At 64.8% G+C, this 18,697-nt stretch carries 19 protein-coding genes; 15 read left to right on the top strand and 4 right to left on the bottom strand.

Going from position 1 to position 18,697, the window contains the following annotated elements; genetic code table 11:
* Window positions 1-48: 48 nt before the first annotated feature.
* On the bottom strand, window positions 49-711 hold the full coding sequence (locus CXR25_RS05080; RefSeq protein WP_009882930.1) for a potassium channel family protein: 663 nt from the start codon (window positions 709-711) through the stop codon (window positions 49-51).
* Window positions 704-2,113, bottom strand: a complete 1,410-nt coding sequence (locus CXR25_RS05085; protein ID WP_029416952.1) for a TrkH family potassium uptake protein — start codon at window positions 2,111-2,113, stop codon at window positions 704-706. Before CXR25_RS05085 ends, CXR25_RS05080 begins: the two co-directional genes overlap by 8 nt.
* 59 nt (window positions 2,114-2,172) lie before the next feature.
* On the opposite strand from CXR25_RS05085, the gene CXR25_RS05090 reads away from it, so the two are divergent.
* The 14 genes from CXR25_RS05090 (at window position 2,173) to ccsB (ending at window position 16,489) form a co-directional block, all read left to right on the top strand.
* Window positions 2,173-3,378: an acetoin utilization protein AcuC gene (locus CXR25_RS05090; RefSeq protein ID WP_069599693.1), complete on the top strand. Its 1,206-nt coding sequence runs from the start codon at window positions 2,173-2,175 to the stop codon at window positions 3,376-3,378.
* A 150-nt stretch (window positions 3,379-3,528) separates the two neighbouring features.
* Window positions 3,529-3,627, top strand: coding sequence for a 30S ribosomal protein bS22 (locus CXR25_RS05095; protein WP_009882927.1), 99 nt, complete (start codon window positions 3,529-3,531; stop codon window positions 3,625-3,627).
* A gap of 73 nt (window positions 3,628-3,700) precedes the next feature.
* On the top strand, window positions 3,701-3,946 hold the full coding sequence (locus CXR25_RS05100) for a glutaredoxin family protein (RefSeq protein ID WP_009882925.1): 246 nt from the start codon (window positions 3,701-3,703) through the stop codon (window positions 3,944-3,946).
* Window positions 3,947-3,973: 27 nt separating this feature from the next.
* Complete coding sequence (locus CXR25_RS05105) at window positions 3,974-4,669, top strand: redox-sensing transcriptional repressor Rex (protein WP_125187837.1); 696 nt, start codon at window positions 3,974-3,976, stop codon at window positions 4,667-4,669.
* Complete coding sequence (gene hemA / locus CXR25_RS05110) at window positions 4,666-7,143, top strand: glutamyl-tRNA reductase (protein WP_009882922.1); 2,478 nt, start codon at window positions 4,666-4,668, stop codon at window positions 7,141-7,143. Before CXR25_RS05105 ends, hemA begins: the two co-directional genes overlap by 4 nt.
* On the top strand, window positions 7,140-8,732 hold the full coding sequence (locus CXR25_RS05115) for a bifunctional uroporphyrinogen-III C-methyltransferase/uroporphyrinogen-III synthase (RefSeq protein WP_009882921.1): 1,593 nt from the start codon (window positions 7,140-7,142) through the stop codon (window positions 8,730-8,732). The genes hemA and CXR25_RS05115 overlap by 4 nt, the downstream gene beginning before the upstream one ends.
* 1 nt (window position 8,733) lies before the next feature.
* Entirely contained in the window at window positions 8,734-9,738 is a 1,005-nt protein-coding gene (gene hemB, locus CXR25_RS05120; RefSeq protein WP_101598218.1) for a porphobilinogen synthase, read from the top strand.
* Complete coding sequence (locus tag CXR25_RS05125; RefSeq protein ID WP_226833668.1) at window positions 9,735-10,253, top strand: MarR family winged helix-turn-helix transcriptional regulator; 519 nt, start codon at window positions 9,735-9,737, stop codon at window positions 10,251-10,253. Before hemB ends, CXR25_RS05125 begins: the two co-directional genes overlap by 4 nt.
* Window positions 10,254-10,315: 62 nt before the next feature.
* Entirely contained in the window at window positions 10,316-11,653 is a 1,338-nt protein-coding gene (gene hemL, locus CXR25_RS05130; protein WP_009882918.1) for a glutamate-1-semialdehyde 2,1-aminomutase, read from the top strand.
* Window positions 11,653-12,294, top strand: coding sequence for a histidine phosphatase family protein (locus CXR25_RS05135; RefSeq protein ID WP_009882917.1), 642 nt, complete (start codon window positions 11,653-11,655; stop codon window positions 12,292-12,294). Before hemL ends, CXR25_RS05135 begins: the two co-directional genes overlap by 1 nt.
* Window positions 12,291-12,884, top strand: coding sequence for a TlpA family protein disulfide reductase (locus tag CXR25_RS05140; RefSeq protein WP_009882915.1), 594 nt, complete (start codon window positions 12,291-12,293; stop codon window positions 12,882-12,884). The genes CXR25_RS05135 and CXR25_RS05140 overlap by 4 nt, the downstream gene beginning before the upstream one ends.
* 5 nt (window positions 12,885-12,889) lie before the next feature.
* On the top strand, window positions 12,890-13,645 hold the full coding sequence (locus CXR25_RS05145; RefSeq protein WP_029416945.1) for a cytochrome c biogenesis CcdA family protein: 756 nt from the start codon (window positions 12,890-12,892) through the stop codon (window positions 13,643-13,645).
* Window positions 13,645-15,288 carry a cytochrome c biogenesis protein ResB gene (resB, locus tag CXR25_RS05150; protein ID WP_009882912.1) on the top strand — a complete coding sequence of 548 codons (1,644 nt, stop codon included), beginning with the start codon at window positions 13,645-13,647 and terminating at the stop codon, window positions 15,286-15,288. The genes CXR25_RS05145 and resB overlap by 1 nt, the downstream gene beginning before the upstream one ends.
* A gap of 193 nt (window positions 15,289-15,481) precedes the next feature.
* Window positions 15,482-16,489 (top strand): c-type cytochrome biogenesis protein CcsB, encoded by a 1,008-nt coding sequence (ccsB, locus tag CXR25_RS05155; protein ID WP_009882911.1) that lies wholly within the window; start codon window positions 15,482-15,484, stop codon window positions 16,487-16,489.
* 434 nt (window positions 16,490-16,923) lie between these two features.
* Here ccsB and CXR25_RS05160 read toward each other — a convergent pair whose 3' ends face one another.
* Window positions 16,924-17,361 (bottom strand): PLD nuclease N-terminal domain-containing protein, encoded by a 438-nt coding sequence (locus CXR25_RS05160; protein WP_009882908.1) that lies wholly within the window; start codon window positions 17,359-17,361, stop codon window positions 16,924-16,926.
* Window positions 17,362-17,445: 84 nt separating this feature from the next.
* Here CXR25_RS05160 and CXR25_RS05165 point away from each other — a divergent pair, with 84 nt between their 5' ends.
* Window positions 17,446-17,712 carry a DUF4229 domain-containing protein gene (locus CXR25_RS05165; protein WP_009882906.1) on the top strand — a complete coding sequence of 89 codons (267 nt, stop codon included), beginning with the start codon at window positions 17,446-17,448 and terminating at the stop codon, window positions 17,710-17,712.
* A gap of 26 nt (window positions 17,713-17,738) precedes the next feature.
* On the opposite strand, the gene CXR25_RS05170 is transcribed toward CXR25_RS05165, so the two are convergent.
* Complete coding sequence (locus tag CXR25_RS05170; RefSeq protein ID WP_009882905.1) at window positions 17,739-18,671, bottom strand: 1,4-dihydroxy-2-naphthoate polyprenyltransferase; 933 nt, start codon at window positions 18,669-18,671, stop codon at window positions 17,739-17,741.
* Window positions 18,672-18,697: the final 26 nt, after the last annotated feature.

Here is an 18,697-nt window from a genome sequence, read left to right on the forward strand (position 1 = left end):
CTGCAGTGACCCTCTACGCTGCAGAGTCCCCCTACGGGCAGTGTCCCTCTACGGTCGACCGGCGAAGCGTCCCAGCAGCTCCACATGGCCGGCGACGATGAGCAGATCCTGCTTGCCCACTCGAGTGGTGGGCTCGGCGTAGGTGAAGTCACGGCCGGGGCTCTTGATGCCCACGATCGTGACACCGTACTTGTCGCGCACGCCCGATTCGCTGAGCGTGAAGCCCTGGATCTCCCGCGGAGGCCGCATCTTCACCACGGCGAAGTGGCCTTCATCGAACTCGATGTACTCCATCATCCGTGAGCTCACCAGGTGCGCCACCCGTCGGCCTGCATCGGATTCGGGGTAGAGGACGTGGTGGGCGCCGATGCGGTGGAGGATCTTGCCGTGGGCGGGTGAGATGGCCTTCGCCCACACCTGACCCACGCCCAGATCCACGAGGTTGGCCGTCGTCAGCACGCTGTCCTCGATCGAGGTTCCGATCCCGACGACGGCGGTGGAGAAGTCACCGGCACCCACCTGGCGCAGGGCATCGATGTTCGTGGCATCGGCCTCGACGACGTGAGTGAGCTTTCCGCTCCAGTCCTTGACCAGTTCGGCGCTGTGTTCGATCGCCATGACCTCACGACCCAGCTTGGCCAGCGTGGCAGCGGTCGATGACCCGAAGCGTCCGAGTCCGATGACCAGGATTGAGGTGTGTTCGTTAGCCAACGACCGGCCTTTCTTCGGGATAGCGGTACAGGCGCACCGAGTCCTGCATGGACAGGGCTGCCGCCAGTGTAATCGTACCGAGACGGCCGATGAGCATGATCACGGACAGGCAGTACAGGCCTGCCTCATTGACGGTGGCCGAGACCCCGGAGCTCAGGCCCACGGTGCCGAACGCGGAGATCACCTCGAACAGCACCTTGTCCAAGGGTTCGGCGGAGATCTGAAGCATCGTCAGCGTGCCGATGAAGACGATGATGGCGCCCGTGAGCAGAACCGAGATCGCGAGTTTGATCGTCGAGGAAGTCAGGCGCCGTCCGAAGACATGCACGTCCTGCAGACCGCGAGCTTCGGTGTAGGCGGCCAGCACGAGCACGGCCACGGTCGTGACCTTGATGCCGCCGGCCGTCGATGAGGACCCGCCGCCGATGAACATCATGAGGTCCATGAGCAGGTGCGAGGACTGGCTCATGTCCGCGATCTCCATCGTCGAGAACCCTCCCGAACGCGGCATCACCGCCATGAACAGGACCTCGACGAAGGTGTGTCCGGCGTTCTTGTCACCCAGCGTGTCCGGGTTAGCCGACTCGAAGATGAGGAGGAACAGGAGACCGACGGCCAGAACCACGGTCGTCGTCGTCAGGGTCAGCTTCGTGTGCAGGTCCCACTTCTTAGGATGATTCCACTGCATCGCGATCATGAGCACGACAGGGAAGCCCAGAGCGCCGACGAAGACGCCGAGCATGAGCAACGAGAGGATCCACGGATCAGAGGCGAAATAGGCTCCACCGCCCGGGTGGATCGTGAAGCCCGCATTGTTGAACGCCGAGATCGAGTAGAACACCGAGTACCAGAGGGCATCGCCGATGCTCTCACCGCGGATGAGGAACCGGGGGAACATCAGCACCGCGAGAATCGCCTCGGCGGTGACGATGGTGATGACGACGGTCTTGAGCAAGGTGCCGACCTGACCCAGATTGAGCGCCGAGGTGGCCTGCTGGGCGATGAGGCGCTGCCGGACTCCCAGCCGGCGGGAGACCGCCATGCCCAGCACCGAGGCGAGGGTGAGGATCCCCAAGCCACCGACCTGGATGCCGGCGGTGATGACCGAGATCCCGAAATCTGACCAATAGTTCTCCGTGACCACCGGGGTCAGCCCCGTCACGCAGACTGAGGACACGGCCACGAAGATCGCATTGGCGATGTGCTGGGCCTCGGAGACTGAACCGGGGTCGCGCATGCTCGCCGGCAGCATCAGAAGGATCGCGAAGAACGCCACCACTGCGACGAACGAGCCGATCGCCAGTCGAGCCGGCGAGGCAACGGCGAGGTCGTCGACGAAGTCGCGGACCCACCGACCCGGGCGCAGGAGCCGGTCGAAGCGCTGTGGGGAATTCTTGGACACAGACTCTATGGTAGATCCCGCAGCCTGCGAATCTCCGTAGGTGAGCTGTGCCATATAGCATGGTGCTCATGGCCGATAGCGATGTGTATGTCGTCTGGGACGATGCGGTGACCGGATACAACTTCGGACCCAGCCATCCCATGCATCCCCTCAGACTCGATCTGACTGCGAAGCTGGCCATGGACTTCGGCCTCTTCGACGCCGACAATGTCCACGTTCACGGCGTCAGCGACGTCGAAGAGGACACCCTGGCGAAGCTCCACGACGCCGACTTCATCGCCGCGGTGAAGCAGATCGGGGACGGAGCCGTGCTCAGCGACGAGGACGCGCGGAAATACGGGATCGGCACCGAGGACGTTCCCGGCTTCGAGAACATGCACGCCGCCTCGGCGATGCTGTTCCAGGGTTCGGTCGACTCCGCGCGGGCCATCATCTCCGGTGACTACTCCCACGCCGTGAACTTCACCGGCGGGATGCACCACGCGATGCCCGACCACGCCAGCGGGTTCTGCGTGTACAACGACATCGCCGGAGCCATCACCGAATTCCTGGGTGCGGGCTACGAGCGCATCGCCTACATCGACCTCGACGCCCACCACGGCGACGGTGTGGAGAAGTTCTTCTGGGACGATCCACGGGTGCTGACGATCTCCATGCACGAATCGGGGAAGTTCCTGTTCCCCGGCTCCGGCTTCCCGGCCGACATCGGCGGACTGCGCGCGGCCGCCTCGGCGGCGAACATCGCACTGCCCCCGCGCACCCTCGACGCGGACTGGCTGCGGGCCTTCGACGCCACCATCCCCGCGATCATCGACGGATTTCAGCCGCAGGTCATCATCTCCCAGCACGGCTGCGACGGACACCGCAGCGACCCGCTGACGCACATGCGCCTGAGCGTGGACGCGATGCGGGTGGCCACCGAGTGGGTGCGTGACCTGGCTGCTGAGCACACCGACGGAAAGTGGCTGGCCACCGGGGGAGGGGGCTACGCGATCATCGACGTGGTGCCCCGCGCCTGGACCAATGTGCTCGCGATCTCCGCGGGACTCGACATCGACCCCGGCACCCGCATTCCGGGCCGGTGGGCGCACTATGCGCAGACGAAGACCGGACGTGAGGCACCCCTGTCGATGACCGACGGCTACGACGGCTCATACAATCGCTGGTCGAACGGATTCGACCCCGAATCCGAGCTCGACCGCGCCGTGATGGGGACCCGGAAGAACCTGTTCCCATTCTTCGGACTCGACCCCTACTTCGACTGAGGCCCGCCTCCGCGCGGATCGTGCTATCGAGTGCTGTGGAACTGGACACAGTTTTGGGAAAGCAGAGGCCCAGGCGATAGAATCGTACGGTTAGTTCAATGGGTGGGCACCTGATGTTCACCTCCACCGACGATCACAAGGGGTACCCGCGTGGGCTCAGTCATCAAGAAGCGCCGAAAGCGTATGTCGAAGAAGAAGCACCGTAAGCAGCTTCGTAAGACACGTCACCAGCGTCGCAACAAGAAGTAAGACCGCGCAGGTCCTACGCCCCGTTCGAATCTGATTTCGGCGGGGTTTGTTGTCGCCCGAAGAGGAGTGTGCAGTGGTCACTTTGACCTTCCTGACACGCGCCGACTGCCACCTGTGCGAGACCGCCAGGAAGGCCATCGCCGAGGCGGTGGCTGGCAGAGACGTGAATGTGGACGAGATCGACATCGACTCCGATGACGATCTCTCCGGTCAATACGGTTGGGATGTCCCAGTCGTGTTGCTCAACGGTCGCCAGCACAGCTTCCATCGGGTCGATACGGACCGGCTGTCGAAGGCCCTTGCGGCCTTGGGCGCATGAGATCGATTGAAGGAGTGACGCGTTTACGTGGGCGAGATTCTGTCCGCCAACAGCATTGGGGGTGTCGTCCGCAAGGACGTGCCCGAACGCGTCATCTCCCGACTCCCGATCTACCTGCAGACGGTTGAGACGATCGCCGCAACGGGCCAGTCAACGGTGTCCTCGGAGACCTTGGCGGCCCGCAGCGGCGTTTCGTCGTCGATTCTGCGCAAGGACCTGTCCCAGCTGGGACGCTCGGGCCGGCGCGGAGTCGGCTACTCCTGCGAAGACCTCGCCTCGACTCTGCGCACATTCCTCGGTCTCGACCGAGCGCGCACCATCGCCATCATCGGCGCCGGTCGCCTGGGCTCGGCCCTGGCAGACTACGCAGGATTCAAACGCCGCGGACTTTCACTCACCGCAATCTTCGACACCGATGAGGCCAAGATCGGAACCGTGATCGGCACTCTGCCGGTCTCCGACCTCAACGAACTTGCCACCTGGCCCGAGAGCATCGACCTCGTCGTCATGGCAGTACCCGCAACCGCGGCACCGGCGGCGGCACACATCGCCGCCGAAGCCGGCGTGCGCGGCATCCTGAACTTCGCACCCACCGTGCTCGACGCCCCGGACTCCGTCCGTGTGCATCAGGTCGATCTGGCCAGTGAGCTGCAAGTACTCGCATACTATTCGGCGCTTGAATCGGCACCGCTCAACCCAGGTTTTGAGGAGCACAGGAATTGACTCTCTTGGTTCTCGGCATTTCCCATCAGTCGGCGCCGATCGACATGTTGGACGCTCTGGCATTCGGCACCGGCGAGGTCGGAGCACTGCGCGACGACGCACTGGCCGGTGACAATGTGGAGGGACTGGCAGTCCTGTCCACGTGCAACCGCCTCGAGCTCATCGCCGATGTCACGGCCTTCCACGGCGGACTCGCCGACCTCGGCAACGCACTCGTGTCCTCCATCGACAAGGAATGGCAGGACATCGCCGGGCACTTCTACGCCCACTACGACACTCAGGCCCAAGAGCACCTGCTCAAGGTCTCCTGCGGTCTCGACTCGATGGCGATCGGTGAGGCCCAGATCTTGGGACAGCTGCGCTCGACCTTCACCGAATCACTGTCGGCCGGAGCACTGACCTCCGACCTCTCCCACGCCCTGCAGCAGAGCCTGCGGGTGGGCAAGAGAGCCCACTCGGAGACCGGCCTCGACGAGGTTGCCCGCTCACTCTTCAGCGCGGCGCTCGAAGCCGCCCAGGCTCACATCGGCTCCCTGCGAGCTGCGAATGCCCTGGTCATCGGTGCAGGAGCCATGTCGGGTCTCGTCGTCTCTGGACTGCACAAGGAGGGCGTGGCTCAGACCACCGTGCTCAACCGGACCGTGGACAAAGCAGAACGCCTCGTCGCCGAGGTGGGCGGTCGTGCGCGCGAACTGACCTCCCGGATCCTGGCAGAGGAGATCGCCGACGCCGACCTCATCATCTCCTGCACCGGTGCCCGTGAAGTCGTCGTCACCCGCGAAGACATCCAGGCTGGTCTGTCCCAGAACCCCAAGGGTGCTGCGAACAAGGCCTTCGTCGACCTCGCCCTGCCTCACGACATCGATCCCACGGTGCGCGAGTTCGAGCATGTGGCACTGTTCGGCCTCGGTGAGATCAGAACCATGCTCACCAGCTCAGAGAACCAGCGCGATGCTGCGGTCGTCGAAACCGTCGAAGCCGTGCGCGCAATCATCACGGAGGAGCTGGCCAAGCTCGAATCCGGAGCCAAGGAACGCGCCGTTGCGCCCACCGTCACCGCTCTGCGCAGCCACGCCAAGGACGTTCTCGCTGCGGAGACGAAGCGCCTGGAGAAGAAGATCGGCGCCGATGTCGACGACAAGGCCTTCGCCGAGATCCGCAAGTCCCTCCACCGGGTCGCGGAGAAGCTGATCCACACGCCGACGGTCAAGGTCAAGGAGTTGGCCGTGACCGACTCGGACGTCGACTACGCGCAGGCGCTCATGCAGCTCTTCGACCTGCCGACGAACAAGGTCGCCCATTCGATCGCCAAGCCGGAGACCAAAGTCGCCACGGCCTCAAGCGCGAATCACGTCGAGGCCGACGGTGTGCGTCCGGTCGCTGACCACACCCTCGACGTGGTCGAACCCGAGCATTTCTCCGGTCGCACGATCCGTCTGGGCACCCGCCGGTCGAAGCTCGCTCGCTCCCAGTCCACCGCGATCGCCCACCAGCTGGCGGCGCTGACCGGGTGGCGCGTGGAGATCGTCGAGGTCGTGACCGAAGGTGACGTCAACATGTCGCCCCTGACCGGCTTCGGCGGCACCGGAGTCTTCGTCTCCGCCGTCAGGCAGGCCCTGCACCAGGGCAAGATCGACATCGCCGTGCACTCGCTCAAGGACCTGCCCACCACCCCCGAGGCGGGCATCCAGATGGCTGCCATCCCACCCCGTGTCGATCCTGCCGATGTCCTCATCGGCCGGGACGGACTGAGCTTCGCCGAGCTGCCCGCAGGCAGCGTCGTCGGCACCGGTTCGCCACGGCGTGCCGTGCAGCTGCGTGCCGCCCGCCCCGACATCGAGGTTCGCGGAGTGCGCGGAAACGTCGACACCCGCATCGCCCACGTCCGCGACGGTCGACTCGACGCAGTCGTGCTGGCCGCGGCTGGAGTCCGTCGCATCGGACGTCTGGCCGAAGCCACCGACTCGCTCGACTTCGACACCATGCTTCCGGCCCCCGGGCAGGGAGCCCTGGCGGTTGAGACACGTGGAGCCGACAGCCCATTCGCCCTCGACAACGAGGTGATGGAGGCAGATGCCGAGGTCCGCACTCAGCTCAAGCGCCTCCACGATGAGACCACCGACCTGGCCGTGACCTGCGAGAGGGCGATCCTCTCCCGTGCAGAGGCCGGATGTTCGGCCCCCATCGGCGCCCTGGCCACAATTCAGGGCTCGGACTTCGTCGTCGACGCCGTCATGGCCGATGACGACGGCAAGCTCGCCCGTACCCGACAGGTCGCCCCGCTGCCCACGACTCCGGATGTGGATCTGGACTCCGGCAGCGCGAACCAGCTGTCCATCACAGGTAAGGAACTCGCTCGGCTCGCCGATGAACTCGGCACCGCCGCCGCCGAGGACCTGCTGGGTCAGCTCGGCATCGATCCCGCCCAGTCCGCGGATCACCTCACCCCTGTCAAAGTCCAGGAGCAGGTATGACAACCGGTCAGGTCCAGCCCCGCCGCCTTCTGCCCGTCTCACCCCGCGTCGTCTTCATCGGCAGCGGCCCAGGTGAATCGGGTCTGATGACGATCCGCGGCGCCGACATCCTCGCCAACGCTGAGATCGTCGTCTACGACACCCATGTGCACTCGGAGATCGTCACCGCCTACGTATCGCAGGCCACGGAGATCATCGAAGCCGCTCAGCTGGGCGCAACCGCGTCCACCCGGGGCCGTAAGCTCGCGGAGCTGGCTCGACCCGATAAGACCGTGGTGCGACTGAGCTCCGACGACGGCATCCTCTTCACGACGACGACGGCCGAGGCCGCCGTGTGCCGCAAGGCCGACGTCGATGTCGAGATCGTGCCCGGAGTCGGACTCTCCGCGGCCACCTCCGCCTACACCGGCACCGCCCTGACGACGAACCGCGTCCGCTCGGTCCGCTTCATCGAGGCCGGACCCCAGACTCACGTCGACGTCTCCCGCCACCGCAACACCACACACGTGTTCACCGGCACCGCAGCAGACCACGAGCAGGCGATTCGCGCCCTGCTCGACGACGGCTGGGACGTCGACACGAAGGTCCTCCTGGGCTGGGGCATCTCCACGACCGACCAGACGAGCGTGGAGACCACCCTGGGCCAGGCCCTGACGATGGCTCAGAGCGGTGGAGATCGTATGGTGGTGATCATGGGACAGGGCGTGGAATCGCGAAGCGAACTCAGCTGGTTCGAGACCAAACCGCTCTTCGGCTGGCAGGTCCTCATTCCCCGCACGAAGGAACAGGGAACCTCCACCGCCGAGGCGCTCGGAGAGTTGGGTGCCGTCGGCACCGTTGTCCCCACGATCGCCGTTCAGCCCCCGCGCACGCCGACTCAGATGGAGAAGGCCATCCGGGGTCTCGTCGACGGCTCCTATGAATGGGTGGGCTTCACCTCGGTCAACGCTGTCCGTGCCGTGCGCATGTGGTTCGAAGACTTCGGCCTCGACTCCCGTTCGCTCTCGGGCGTCAAGGTCGCCGCCGTCGGCGGACGCACCGCCGCCTCCCTCATCGACTGGGGCATCACCCCCGACCTCGTGCCCGACGGCGAGCATTCGGCCCGCGGTCTGGCCGCAGCCTGGCCCGACTACGTCGATGACATCGACCCCATGAACACGGTGCTGCTGCCGCGTGCGGATATTGCCACCGAGGTCCTCGTGGCCGGCCTCCTTGAGAAGGGCTGGGACCCTGACGACGTCACGGCCTACCGGACCGTGCGCGCCTCGCCGCCACCGGCGCCCATTCGCGAAGCCATCAAGGCAGGCGACTTCGACGCCTTCCTCTTCACATCATCGTCGACGGTGCGCAACCTCGTCGGGATCGCCGGGAAACCGGCATCCACCTCGGTGATCTGCTGCATCGGACCGGCCACGGCCAACACCGCGGCAGAGCACGGCCTGCGCGTCGACGTCCTCGCAGAAGAAGCCAACCTCACCTCCCTCATCGACGGATTGGTCGAATTCGCGATGTCCGCACGTGAAGACGACCTGGCGGCGGGAACCACCCCGACGCGCCCCAGCCAGAAGCGCCGCAGAAAGAAGGCCTGACATGACAATGGTCCCCGGAACCGTTCGGCCCCGCCGCCTGCGGACGACACCGGCCCTGCGCCGGCTCGTCACCGAGACGCGCCTGCACCCGGCCGATCTCATCCTGCCCATGTTCGTCAAGGAGACACTGAGCGAACCGGCGCCGCTGACGAGCATGCCCGGAGTCGTCCAGCACACCCTGGACTCCCTGCTGGAAGCGGCCAACGAAGCCGTCGATGCCGGAGTCGGCGGACTGATGCTGTTCGGGATCCCAGAACACAAGGACAACGAGGGCTCCCAGGCCGATGATCCCGAGGGCATCCTCAACCGCGCGTTGACGCTGCTGCGGGACAACCTCGGCGATGAAACGGTCATCATGGCCGATCTGTGCCTCGACGAATTCACCTCCCACGGACACTGCGGAGTCCTCGACGCCTCCGGCGGCGTCGACAATGACGCAACCCTGAGCCGCTACGCATCCATGGCCGTGGCACAGGCTCGGGCCGGAGCCCACGTGCTGGGGCTCTCGGGCATGATGGACGGTCAGGTCGCCGCCTGCCGCGAGGCGCTGGACCTCGAAGGCTTCACCGACGTCGTCATCATGGCCTACTCGGCGAAATACGCCTCGGCGTTCTTCGGCCCCTTCCGCGAAGCCGTGGACTCGGAGCTGCAGGGCGATCGCAAGACCTACCAGCAGGACCCCGCCAACGGACGCGAGGCCATGCGCGAACTCGACCTCGACCTGGCCGAAGGTGCTGACGTCGTCATGGTCAAGCCCGGCCTGCCCTACCTCGATGTCCTCGCCGAGGTGGCCTGTGAGTCGCCGGTGCCGGTGTGGGCCTACCAGGTGTCTGGGGAGTACGCGATGATCGAATTCGCGGCCGCAGCCGGTGCCATCGACCGCGAACGCGCGATCGACGAATCCCTCATCGCCTTCAAGCGCGCCGGCGCCGACGCCGTCCTCACCTATTGGGCCACGGAAGTCGCTCAGCGTCTGAACTCGGAACAGCCGGGTGGAGCACGATGATGAGTGAACCACGCTGGCTCAGCGGCCCCGATCAACAGGCCTGGAGAAGCTATCTCACCGGTTCACAGCTGCTGACCACGCAGCTGGACAAAGAGCTGCGGGAGAACCACAGCATCGGTATGCCCGAGTACGAGATCCTGGTCCGGCTGAGCGAACATGAGGATCGGACGATGCGCATGGCTCTGCTCGCCATGGATACGACGATGTCGCGCTCGCGTCTGACGCACAGCGTGGCGCGGATGGAGAAGAAGGGCCTCCTCGAACGCTTCTCGATCCCCGAAGACGGGCGCGGAGTCAACTGCCAGATGACCGAGGCCGGCTGGCAGCTCCTCGTGTCGATGGCGCCGACCCATGTGGGAGGCGTCCGCGACCATCTCGTCGACCTCCTCGAACCAGAGGAGATGGAGACCCTCGGTCGCATCTTCGGCAAGGTCACCGCCCATATGCGTGCGATCGGCGAGGGCCCGGTCGACACACCGCCGTCAGACGCCGAACCCCCGACGCCTGCCAACTGAGCGCAGCCACTCAACTATCATCTGAACCGACCACCGATCCGGCGACTTCTTCAGGAGAACCCATGAAACACGAGACTGCGAAGTCGGCCGCGCTGTTCGAGCGCGCCGAACACGTCATCCCCGGTGGAGTGAACTCACCGGTGAGGGCCTTCAAAGCCGTCGGAGGCACCCCGCGCTTCATCACCTCGGCGACCGGAGCCTGGCTGCGCGACGCCGACGGCAACGACTACATCGACCTCATCGGTTCGTGGGGGCCCATGATCATGGGCCACTCCCGCCCCGAGGTGCTCGCGGCCGTGCAGGAAGCCGCCGTCAAGGGCTTCTCCTTCGGCACCCCGTCGACAGGTGAGGTCGAACTCGCCGAGGAGATCGTGGCCCGAGTCGATCCCGTCGAGCAGGTGCGCCTCGTGTCTTCGGGCACCGAGGCGACCATGAGCGCCATCCGCTTGGCTCGCGGCTACACCGGCCGGGCGAAGATCGTGAAGTTCGCCGGCTGCTACCACGGACACGTCGATGCGCTCCTGGCCCAGGCCGGTTCCGGCCTGGCGACCTTCTCCCTGCCCGACACCCCTGGCGTCACCGGTGCACAGGCCTCGGACACGATCATCGTCGACTACAACGATGCAGCCGGTCTGGAGGCCGTCTTCGCCGAACATGGTGACGAGATCGCCTGCGTCATCACAGAGGCCAGCCCCGGAAACATGGGCGTAGTGCCCCCGCGCGAGGGATTCACCAACACCATCCGCCGCCTGACCAAGGCCCACGGCGCGCTGATGATCAGCGACGAGGTGATGACCGGATTCCGTGTCTCGGACGCTGGTTGGTACGGCTACGAATCCGCACAGCTCGGCTACCCGGAGGGACCGGCCGACCTGTTCACCTTCGGCAAGGTCATGGGCGGCGGCTTCCCCGCCGCGGCCTTCGGCGGACGCGCCGACGTGATGGAGCATCTGGCACCGACTGGCCCCGTCTACCAGGCGGGAACCCTGTCCGGAAACCCTGTGGCCACGGCCGCCGGTCTGACCACGTTGAAGCTGACAACCGAACTCGATGTGTACTCACACATCGCCCGCGCCGCGGACATCCTCAGGCCAGCGGTCGCCTCGGCGCTGGAGACCGAAGGTGTGGAACACACCATCCAATCGGCGAACTCGATGTTCTCCGTCTTCTTCACCGACCGTGAGGTCATCAACTACGACGACGCCAGGACCCAGAACGTCGACCGCTACTCCGCGTTCTTCAACGCCATGCTCGATCAGGGCATCCACATGCCGCCCAGCGCCTTCGAAGCCTGGTTCCTGTCCTACGCCCACACCGATGAGATCCTGGACCGGATCATCACGGCCCTGCCCGCCGCAGCCAAGGCCGCGGCGAGCGTACCGAACACGCAGGGGAACTGATGACGACGATCCATCTGGTCAGGCACGGGGAGGTCGACAACCCTGACGGCATCCTCTACGGTCGGCTGCCGAACTTCGGACTGACCGAACGCGGCCATGAGATGGCCCGACGCGTCGGCGAGCACTTCGCCGCAGCGGCGGTCACTCCGGTCGAGCTGGTGGCATCCCCGCTGCTGCGGGCACAGCAGACAATCGACCCGCTGCACCAGCGGCTGCAGCTGCCCGTCTTCACCGATGACCGTGTGATCGAGGCCGCGAACTCCTTCGAAGGGCAGAAGGTCAACGCCCGACGAATGGCTGAGCCGCGCAATCTGGTGCGTCTGTACAACCCGCTGACACCGTCCTGGGGTGAGCCCTACAAGCAGATCGTGCTGCGCATGCAGGCAGCCATGGCCAGCCTGCGTGCCAAGCTGGCCAAACATGGTCCCGAGGCCGAAGGCGTCATCGTCTCCCATCAGCTTCCGATCTGGATGACACGTCTGGCAGGGGAGCAGCGCTCCCTGGTCCACGACCCCCGGAAACGGGAATGTGACTTGGCTTCTATCACCAGTTTCACATTCGAATCGTCCACACTTGTTTCCGTGAGTTACGAGAGCATCTGTGCAGATCTGCAGCCCAAGCAAGCGGTGTCGGGAGCATGAATGCCCGCAATCCACTGAACCGCCGCACCCTCCTGACCGGCCTGGTCGCCGGCACCGCCATGGTGCTCAGCGCCTGCAGCGAAAACGACGAACTGGCTGATCAGGCCGGATCCGATCAGGGGTACGTCTCCGGATCCGGCGTTGTGTCACAGGTGGCCAAGGACAAGCGCGGGGAACCTCTGGAGCTGAGCTTCGAAACACTCGACGGCAAGTCGATGTCGCTGGCTGACCTCCGGCCCACCCCGGTCGTCATCAATCTTTGGTACGCGGCCTGCCCGCCGTGCCGGAAGGAAGCGCCGGCGCTGAAGACCCTGGCCGAGGACTTCGGGGACGAGGTTCAGTTCCTCGGTGTCAACGTCCGTGACCAAGAGGCAGCGGCCAACGCCTTCATCTCGAACTACCAGGTGCCCTACGCGAACATGCTCGACACCAACGGTGACATGGTGGCGCTGCTCTCGGGTGTCCTCCCGCCGCAGGCCACACCCTCCACCGTCGTCCTCGATGCGCAGGGCCGTGCCGCGGCCCGCGTCGTCGGCGAGGTCGACGAGTCGACGCTTAAGGGACTCATCGAGGACGTGCAGGCGGAGTGAGTGGAATCGGGGCGGACTTCGCCCAGACGGTTCTCAACGGGCCTCTGCTGCTGGCGGCCGGCGCGGCCGCACTGGCGGGACTCGTCTCCTTCGTCTCACCCTGCGTGCTGCCGCTGGTCCCCGGATACGTCGGCTATGTCACCGGCCTGAGCGGCTCGTCCCTCAAGGACAAGGAAACCTGGCGGGTCGTCGTCGGGATCGCCCTGTTCGTCCTCGGGTTCACGATCGTCTTCGTTCTGCTGGGAACCGGGTTCTCGGCCCTCGGCGCACTGTTCTCACAGTGGCAGGGCGTGCTCATCAGGATCCTCGGCGTCGTCGTCATCATCGCCGGCTTCGTCTTCATGGGCGGTTTCGGTCTCCTCCAGAAAGAGCACCGGATTCGCGCTCGACCCAGGGCCGGACTGTGGGGTGCACCGGTCCTCGGTGCGACCTTCGCTCTCGGCTGGGCACCGTGCGTGGGACCGACGCTGGCCGCGGTCATGTCGATGTCCGTGGGCTTCGGCGGCGATGGAACGATCTGGCGCGGGGCAATGCTCGCATTCGTCTACTGCCTGGGACTGGGCATTCCGTTCATCATTCTGGCCGTGGCGATCCACAAGGGCGCCGGACGTCTCACCTGGGTGCGCAGACACCAGACGGCGATCGTCCGTGCCGGCGGCATCATGCTCATCGTGTTGGGTGTACTCATGGCCACAGGGCTGTGGAACGCGTGGATGACCTCTCTGCAGGGTCTGATCCTTGATTTCGAAGTGGTGATCTAGTGGCGAAGAAGACCGCCGACAAGAACGCTGTGACCCAGCCGCAGCTGGGATTCATCGGCATGTGCCGGTGGGCGTGGCGTCAGCTGACGACGATGCGAGTGGCACTGATCCTCCTCCTCGTCCTGGCTCTGGCCGCGATCCCGGGCTCCCTGCTGCCGCAGCGGATCCAGGATCCGGGCCGGGTCAACACGTTCCTCGAGTCCAACGGCGCCTGGGGCCAGTTCCTCGACACGATCCAGATGTTCGACGTGTACTCCTCGATCTGGTTCTCCGCGATCTACCTCCTCCTGATGATCTCGCTCATCGGCTGCGTGATCCCACGTTCGGCCCAGCACTGGAAGGCCATGCGTTCGGCCCCACCCAAAGCGCCGAGGCGGTTGGGTCGGATGCCCGGATACGAAACCTTCACCTCGGCGACGGGATCCGCGGAATCTCGCGAGAGCGCGGATCAGGACTTCCTCGACACCGCCCAGGCGCGCCTGAAGAAGCTCGGCTACCGCACAGTCCGCCACGATGACCATGTGGCCGCCGAACGCGGCTACCTGCGCGAGACAGGCAACCTGGTCTTCCACATCGCACTCCTCGTCGCGACTCTGACGATGGCGATCGGTTCGCTGTTCGGCTATCAGGGGCAGCGGATCCTCGTCGAGGGCGACACCTTCACGAACTCCTTGGTCGCCTACGACTCGTTCGAACCTGGCTCCTACTACGATGCGGACAACCTGCCGGACTTCCGGCTCAAACTCGACAGCTTCGAATCCACCTTCGACGATCAGGCCCCAGGCAGCCAGTTCGGCCAGCCCCGGACCTTCGATGCGGAGGTCACGGCCACCGCTGACGGGAAGAGCGAGAAGCACACACTGCGGGTCAACGAACCTGTACGCGTCGGCGGGACCGGGGTCTATCTGACCGGCAACGGCTACGCTCCGGAGGTCACGGTCAAGGATGCCAAGGGACAGGTCGTGCAGTCCGGCCCGCAGGTCTTCATCCCCGACGGTGGAGACCCGGGCTACACCTCGGAGGGCGTCGTCAAGGTTCCCGATTCCGCAGGAACCCAGATGGGATTCGTCGGTGTGTTCCTGCCGACGGCGACCCAGAATGAGAACGGCGAACTGGTCTCGAGCTTCGCCGAACTGCGCAACCCCTACCTGGTGATGAGCGGCTACACCGGCGACCTCGGACTCGATGACGGAACTCCGCAGTCGGTGTACACGATCGATGCCGAGAACATGACTGAGATGACCGACGCTTCGGGCAATCCTCTGCTCATCCAACTGGCAGAGGGCGAGACCCAGAAGCTGCCGGACGGCGGCTCCGTGACCTTTGACGGAGTCAAACGCTACATCGCCGTCGACATCTCCCAAGACCCGACACAGGGTCTGATGCTCGTCAGCGCAATCGCCGTGCTGCTGGGACTGGGCCTGTCGCTGTTCATCCCACGCCGCCGCATGTGGGTGCGCATCAAGGACGGCCAGGCCGAGGTCGCGGCTCTGGCTCGCGGTGAGGATCAGATGGTCGAGCGGGCGGCGAAGGACCTGGCGAAGGACCTTGCTGACGAACCCGACGACGATCCCTACGATCCCGAAGGCGATTCGGACGAAGGGCCGGACTCTGGCCCCGGCGCTCGGAGTAGACAGGGTTGAAGTGCAGGCGGAGAGAAATGATTAGCTTTAGGTACTACGCGGAGTAGAATTGTCGCGGGCCGACACTGAAACAGGCGGCTCGAACACAGTTACACGCAGCAACACGGCACTGAGACAACGCAGCTAGTCAACGCTGCGAGAACGCAGCAACAGCCACGACGCAATGGAAGAGCACCGCTGGTGCGGAGGATGTATGGACGTCAACACTGACCTCGCAATGTGGTCGAACCAGCTCATCATCTCGGCGATGATCGTCTACGCCGTCGCCATGATCTTCTACGCCTTCGACCTCTTCGGTGGGCGCGAGCTCAAGCAGACGGAAGCCAGCGCCAGCAGCGCCGCCAAGCCCTCGAACGTGCGACGGACGAACCGGAAGACCACCACGGCCCTCCTCGATCCGCCGCAGACTGACGTTTCGGCCGAGGCCACGACCGGTTCGGGCAAGGACAAGCCTCGCCGCGGGGCGAGGATCGGCACCGCACTTCTCGTTCTCGCTGCCCTCCTGCACGTGGCCGCTGTGCTCACTCGCGCGCTGTCAGTGATGCGTGTGCCGTGGGGCAACATGATGGAATACGTCCTCACTGCGACCGTGATCACCGTCATCGTCTTCCTGATCGTCAATATCAAGAAGGACATCCGCTACCTGGGCACCATCGTGGCCGGGGGAGTGCTCCTGTGCTTGGGCCTGGCCATCACGGTCTTCTACACACCAGCTGCGAAGCTCATCCCGGCGCTCGACTCCTACTGGATCGCCATCCACGTGCCGATCGCCATCCTGTCGACCTCGCTGCTCTACATCTCCGCGATCCTCGCCGTGTTCCAGATCCTCAAGAACGCTCAGGAGACCAAGAACCCGAAGTGGCTGCGGTTCATGCGCCGGATGCCCGCGAGCATCGACCTGGAGCGGTTCTCCTACACGATCGCCGCGGTCGGATTCATCACCTGGACGTTCACCCTCATCGCCGGCGCCATCTGGGCAGAGGTGGCCTGGAGCCGTTACTGGGGTTGGGACTCGAAGGAGATCTGGACGTTCGTCGTCTGGGTCATCTACGCCGCATACCTGCACGCCCGCGCCACACGCGGTTGGGGACCGACGAAGGTCGCCGTGCTCAACCTCATCGGCATCGCCACGGTGATCTTCAACTTCACCGTCGTCAACATGTACTTCAACGGCCTGCACTCGTACTCGGGCCTCAGCTGATCCATCGCCGAGGCTGAACTGCGGTAGGCGTGCACCGCGCGGTGGTGCCGGGGTGGCCCGTACGATCATGCCGCGCATGCCGCGGTGGCTGTATTGATGTTCGGTGGGTCTAGATTGGCCTGAACCGCGCCACTGGGTAGAACCGGGTGACAGTGCTGGAGCGGGCTGCACAGCGCCGCGGGGCTGAACTACGGCACGGGCTCTGTACTGCCCACAGACGTAGCGCTACCAATCTCGATGCTTATCTAAGGGGCCGTGCTCGACCGCCCACGAGGGCCCGTGCGCAACCGGCCGCGAGCACCGGACTACCGGACTACCGGACAAAAGTCTGCGTAGAAGCTCTTCTATCCAGAAGTAGAAAGCTGCCTACAAGGTCTATCCGGATGCCCCAGCGCAACTAATGAAGCACTAGGGACAGATGACTTCCGACTGCTTCAGTTCGAGTGGCCGCGTCCGTCGCCGGTGGATCCGCCGGAACCGTGGTCATCGGTATCGGCGGAACGAGGATCGGAGTCGGGGGAGGAGCTGTCTCCGGAGTCATCAGCGTCGGGAGTCTTGTCCTCGGGCTTCTGCGCCTCGGGAGCGTGCTTGCCGAGCTTGACGTCGCGATCAACCTTGCGCAGGTAATCCTCGTCATCATCAGGGGCGCTGGGCCCCTGACGGCGCGGTGCTGCAGTGGGCTTGTCCTCAGACCCGCGGCCGAACGCGTACCAGAGCACGAAGCCGATGACGGGGATGAGAAGAATGATGATCGCCCAGACGGGTTTGGGCAGGACTCGGATCAGACCACGATCGCGCAGAAGGCAATCGAAGAGTCCGTACAACGTAACCGCTGCCGCAAGGACAATCGCGGCAATGAGTATTCGAGCCATGCACCCAGGATAGTCCACTAACCTGAACAACCGCCCACATGGGCAGTGATGAATCACTGATGTGGACGGACTAAAATAGGTGCAATGCGCAACTTCTGGATCTACACATTGGCTCGCCTGGGCATCATCGTCGCCGTAGGGCTGATTCTGCAGCCATTCCTCGGACTCAACCTCGTGATGGCCATGGCCGCGATCATCATCGGAGCCATCCTCAGCTACATCTTCTTGGGCGGCATGCGAGCCAAGGTGGCGGAGGACATTGAGACCCGCGTGGCCAAGCGCGCCACACCCCCCAAGCGCAAGAACGTCGACGAAGAAGCGGAAGACCGCATCGTCGACGACGAAAACTGATCCTGGCTACAGGGCCCAGCTCACCGCTACAGAGCCAGGCCGAGTCCCATCAGCGCGGCGAAGGCCAGTGCGGTGAGGCCGGTTGATTTGATCGGGGGAATGAGCCCGGGACCGGTGGTTCCCCGCAGCACCGTCTTCAGCGGATTGAGGGCAGGTACCAGTGCGAGGATGGCCAGCGCCACCGCCGGATGCCCATCGAGGATCGCCAAGACCAGCAGTGCGAAGGGCACGAGGACAAGGCTGGCATAGGCGATGCGTGCCCGATGCTCGCCGAGGCGGACGGCCAGAGTGATCTTGTCCGCCTCGATGTCGGTCGGGATGTCGCGCAGGTTGTTGACCATGAGCACCGCCGAGGCGAGCGAGCCGATGGCCACAGCACCGGCCCAGCCGCTGAGGCTGAGTCCGCCGACCTGCATCCACATCGTGCCCAGGGTGGCAACGAGGCCGAAGAAGACGAAGACGAAGACTTCACCCAGACCCATGTAGCCGTAGGGCTTCTTGCCGCCTGTGTAGAACCAGGCTGCCGCCACGGCGGCGGCGCCGACGATGAGGAACCACCACGCCTGAGCGATGATGACGAGGACGACTCCCGCGACTCCGGCGATGCCGAAGAACAGGAAGGCCGCACGTTTGACTGCGCTCGGCTCGGCCAGGCCCGTCGCGGTGAGACGCACGGGACCGACACGGACGTCATCTGTGCCGCGAACCCCGTCGGAATAGTCATTGGCGAAGTTCGACCCGATCTGCAGGCAGAGCGAGACGAGGAGGGCCAGCACCGCACGCAAGAAGATCTGCGGCAGCGAAAAGTCGTGGCCGTTGCGCGTGTAGTCCCCGATGATGAAGGAAGTGAAGCCGCCGACGGAGCCGATGGCGGCGCCGGTCCCGATCAGGACAGGGGCAACTGCCAGCGGCAATGTTCGTAATCGGGCTCCGGAGATCCACTGCGCAGCAGTTGCCATTGGGCGGGATACCTTCCTCACAAAAA

Origin of the sequence: Brevibacterium aurantiacum, assembly GCF_003932995.1 — a bacterium.
GTDB lineage: Bacteria > Actinomycetota > Actinomycetes > Actinomycetales > Brevibacteriaceae > Brevibacterium > Brevibacterium aurantiacum.